Annotated in this window: 3 protein-coding genes and 1 pseudogene; 3 read left to right on the top strand and 1 reads right to left on the bottom strand. The window is 49.6% G+C overall.

Going from position 1 to position 4,187, the window contains the following annotated elements:
• Positions 1 to 569 (bottom strand): ribosome biogenesis GTP-binding protein YihA/YsxC (gene yihA / locus ACTHS3_RS10460; RefSeq protein ID WP_440367922.1); only part of this gene is annotated, 569 nt, incomplete at its 3' end.
• Between the two features lie 215 nt (positions 570 to 784).
• Here yihA and ACTHS3_RS10455 point away from each other — a divergent pair.
• From ACTHS3_RS10455 to ACTHS3_RS10445, 3 genes and pseudogenes are all read left to right on the top strand, one after another.
• Positions 785 to 1,408, top strand: a complete 624-nt coding sequence (locus ACTHS3_RS10455; RefSeq protein WP_004520892.1) for a c-type cytochrome — start codon at positions 785 to 787, stop codon at positions 1,406 to 1,408.
• 265 nt (positions 1,409 to 1,673) lie between these two features.
• A complete protein-coding gene (locus ACTHS3_RS10450; RefSeq protein WP_070625208.1) occupies positions 1,674 to 3,626 on the top strand; it encodes a cytochrome c biogenesis protein ResB in 1,953 nt (650 codons plus the stop codon).
• Positions 3,619 to 4,187: pseudogene (locus tag ACTHS3_RS10445) on the top strand (c-type cytochrome biogenesis protein CcsB); the annotation flags it as partial. The gene ACTHS3_RS10450 and the pseudogene ACTHS3_RS10445, both read left to right, overlap by 8 nt.

Genomic DNA, 4,187 nt, shown 5'->3' with positions numbered 1-4,187 from the left:
TGATTGACTTCGTCCATGCCTTGTTTTTTCAGGCTGGAGAACAGTTGAACGCTGATTTTTTGACGCTCAGTGTAGGGTTTGAGTGATTTTTTTACCGCTGCCAAAGTTTTAATCTGGTCGTTTTTAGACAGCTTGTCTGCTTTTGACAGCAGGATATGCACAGGACGGCCGGTGATGTGGAAGAAGTCCAGCATCTGAATGTCTAAAGCCTTGAGCGGATGGCGCGAGTCCATAATCAAAATCAGGCCGATCAGTTGGCGGCGTTGTTGCAGGTAGTCGCCCAAGAGTTTGACCCAGTGCGTACGGATGGCCTCCGGTACTTGCGCGTAGCCGTAGCCGGGCAAATCGACCATGAAATTGCCGTTTTCCAGTTCAAAGAAATTGATGTGTTGGGTGCGGCCTGGTGTTTTGGAAACATAGGCAAGGCGCACATGATTGGTTAAGGTATTGATGGCGCTGGATTTGCCGGCATTGCTTCGGCCGACAAAGGCAATCTCGGCCGGCGTGTCGGGCAGGTCTTTCAGATGGTTGACCGTCGTAAAGAATTTGGCGTTTTGAAAAAGGTTCATCAGTATTTCCTTACATGGAAACAAAACTGCAACATCATAATTTGTATCGGGCATTTATGTTGCAGCAGTTTGGTAATTTGAGTAGTAATTTAATGTAAACTTGGTATAGAATAGCACGTTTATAGAATTATCGGTTTTAATCGGGAAAATTCCCCGGTATTTGAGTATAAAAAAGGCATTGACGCGGTACGCAATGCTGTAATCAGGAGCACTCCATGAAACGATTGACTTTATTGGCCTTGGTATTGGCTGCCGGTGCGGTTTCCGCTGCCCCTAAAGCAGATGCTGAAAAAGGCAAACAGGTAGCGACTACTATCTGTGCGGCGTGTCACGCAGCCGATGGTAACAGCGGTATCGCAACTTATCCTAAACTGGCAGGTCAGGCTGCGGCTTACACCTACGGCCAAACCATGGCCATCAAAGACGGTACCCGTTCCCACGGTGCTGCCGGTGTGATGAAACCGATGGTGATGAACTTGTCCGAACAAGACATCCGCGACGCTGCCGCCTACTACGCCAAACAACAAGGCAAACCGGGCGAAGCCAATCCTAAAGAAAACCCAGAGCTGGGCGCGAAAATCTATCGCGGCGGCCTGAGCGCTAAAAAACTGCCGGCATGTATGTCTTGCCACGGTCCTAGCGGCGCAGGTATCCCTGGCGGCGGTACTGAAATCCAAGCCTATCCTCGTCTGGGCGGCCAACACAAAGCTTACGTTGTTGAGCAAATGAAAGCTTACCAATCCGGCCAACGCAAAAACGCCATTATGGCCGATATTGCCAACCGCCTGAGCGAAGAAGAGTTGAACGCAGTAGCCAACTTCATCCAAGGTTTGCACTAATTTCGTTTTGAAACGAGCTTATTGATACAGGCCGTCTGAAAACTCTTCAGACGGCCTTAGCCAATATATGCCGATAAGCCTGATTGGTTTTTTCAAATAGCGACAGCAAGATTTTGACTACAATATGCAGTATTCTTCCTTTCGCATCATAACGTCCATCGCAGCCCGATTGATTGGGTTGTTCAAAGCCGACAGTTGAAACATGAGTAAATCTTCATCATCCGTCCCACTTATCCGTAGACCATGGTTTGCCTTTTTCAGCTCCATGCGCTTTGCCGTTGCTCTGCTCAGCCTGCTGGGCGTGGCTTCGATTATCGGTACGGTCTTGCAGCAAAACCAGCCACAAGTCGATTATTTGGTGAAATTCGGCCCGTTTTGGTCGCAGATTTTCGGCTTTTTGGGTCTGTACGACGTGTACGCCTCGGCGTGGTTCGTTGTCATCATGATGTTTTTGGTGATTTCCACCGGATTGTGCCTGATTCGCAATGTTCCGCCGTTTTTGCGCGAGATTCGTTCGTTCCGTGAAAACGCGAAGGAAAAATCGCTGGCGGCAATGCGCCATTCCATCGTTTTAGACGGACAGGTAACGCCCGAAGTCGCGCAACGTTATTTGGAAGTGCAGGGCTACGGCTGCAAAACCGTTACGCGTGAAGACGGTTCGGTTTTGGTGGTGGCGAAAAAAGGTGCGATGAACAAATGGGGCTATATCTTTGCCCATGCCGCGCTGATTGTGATTTGTTTGGGCGGTTTGATAGACAGCAATATCCTGCTGAAAATCGGCATGCTTACCGGCCGGGTCGTGCCGGACAATACAGCGGTTTACGCCAAAGACTTTAAGCCCGAAAGCGTGTTGGGTACGTCTAATTTGTCGTTTAGGGGCAATGTCAATATTTCGGAAGGTCAGAGCGCGGACGTGGTATTTCTGAATGCGGATAACGGCATGCTCGTGCAAGACTTGCCGTTTTCCGTCAAATTGAAGAAATTCCATATTGATTTTTACGATACCGGTATGCCGCGCGATTTCGCCAGCGACTTGGAAGTCACGGACAAGGCAACCGGCAAAGTCAGCGAACACACCATCCGCGTCAACTATCCTTTGACGCTGCACGGTATTACGGTTTATCAGGCAAGTTTTGCCGACGGCGGCTCAGACTTGACGTTTAAAGCGTGGAATCTGGCTGATGCCGACCGTACTCCGGTCAAACTCAAAGCAACTTCAATGCGCGAGTTTCCGCTGGATTTGGGCAAGGCTTCTTATAAATTGGAATTCGACCAGTTTACTTCGATGAACGTCGAAGACATGAGCGAGCCGTCTGAAAAAGAGCAAAACCTGAAATCCGCCATCAATGATGTTCGTTCTGTCCGTCAGGAAGGCAAAAAATACACCAATATTGGCCCATCTATCGTTTACCGCATCCGCGACAAAGCAGGGCAGGCGGTCGAATATAAAAACTATATGTTGCCGGTAAAACAAGATGAAGACTATTTCTTCATTACCGGCACGCGCAGCGGCTTGGCGCAGCAATACCGCTGGTTGCGCATTCCAATGGATAAAAACGGTAAAATCGATACCTTTATGGCTTTGCGCCAATATTTGAAAGACGATGCGGCACGCCGTAAAACCGTTGCCAACGCCGTCAAAGGCGCACCCGCCGAAATCCGCGAGCAATTCATGGCGGCGGCGGAAAATACTTTGTCGATTTTTGCCAAAGGCGGCTATTTGGCTTTGGACGAATTTGTTACCACCAACATTCCCAAAGATCAGCAGGAAAAAATGCAGGGCTATTTCTATGAGATGCTCTATGGCGTGATGAATGCCGCTTTGGAAGACACGATCAGTACATACAACCTGCCGGCTTGGCCGCAAGATGAAAAACGCAACCGCTTCCTGCTGCATGCAATGGATGCGTACACCGGTTTAACCGAGTATCCTGCGCCGATGTTGCTGCAATTGGACGGCTATTCCGAAGTGCGCTCTTCCGGATTGCAGATGACCCGTTCTCCGGGGGAATTCTTGGTGTATTTGGGTTCGGTATTGCTGGTGTTGGGCACGGTGTTTATGTTCTATATCCGTGAAAAACGTGCTTGGCTGCTGTTTTCAGACGGCCGTATCCGTTTTGCCATGTCTTCCAGCCGCAACGAACGCGACTTGCAGAAAGAATTTCCGCAACACACACGGCAATTGCAGCAGCTTGCCAAGGATTTGAACCATGAATAACAAACATCAGGCCTTGCCCGAGCATGAGCTTCTGACACACAAATCATTTATCCGAAACCTCAACCTCTTCGACTGGGCATTCGCACTGCTGATTGCCATCAGTGCGTTTATTGCCCAAACCCAAGCCGGTCTGCACATGGACATCTACGAAATGGTGATTTTGTGGGCGAGTGCCGGTATTGCCGTTTTTCTGGGTTGGTTTTTCAAACCGATGCGCTGGTTTATCCCTTTGGGCGTGTGCTTGGCGTATTTGGCCGTTGATTTGTATGGCGGTGACATCAAACACGCAGACGGTTTCCTGCTCAAATATCTGTTAAGCAGCCAGTCGGCGATTATGTGGCAATGCGCGTTTGTGTTCTTTGCCTTGTTTGCCTATATCGTCGGCGCGATAGCGGCGGTGCGCAAAAATGTGTCGTCCAATACGCTTTTGGGCATGGGTACCGTGTTTGCGTGGGTTTCCGCGATGGCGGGCTTTGTCGGTTTGCTGGTACGCTGGCATGAAAGCTATCTGCTGCGTCCCGATGCCGGCCATATTCCGGTTTCCAACCTTTACGAAGTATT

The organism is Neisseria sp. P0009.S007 (genome assembly GCF_051962515.1).
This window is presented reverse-complemented; position numbering and strand designations above follow the sequence as displayed.

Excerpts from the sequence above, each read along its gene's own strand:
- ACTHS3_RS10455 (WP_004520892.1), top strand. The coding sequence starts at position 785 with ATGAAACGATTGACTTTATTGGCCTTGGTATTGGCTGCCGGTGCGGTT.
- ACTHS3_RS10450 (WP_070625208.1), top strand. The coding sequence starts at position 1,674 with ATGCGCTTTGCCGTTGCTCTGCTCAGCCTGCTGGGCGTGGCTTCGATT.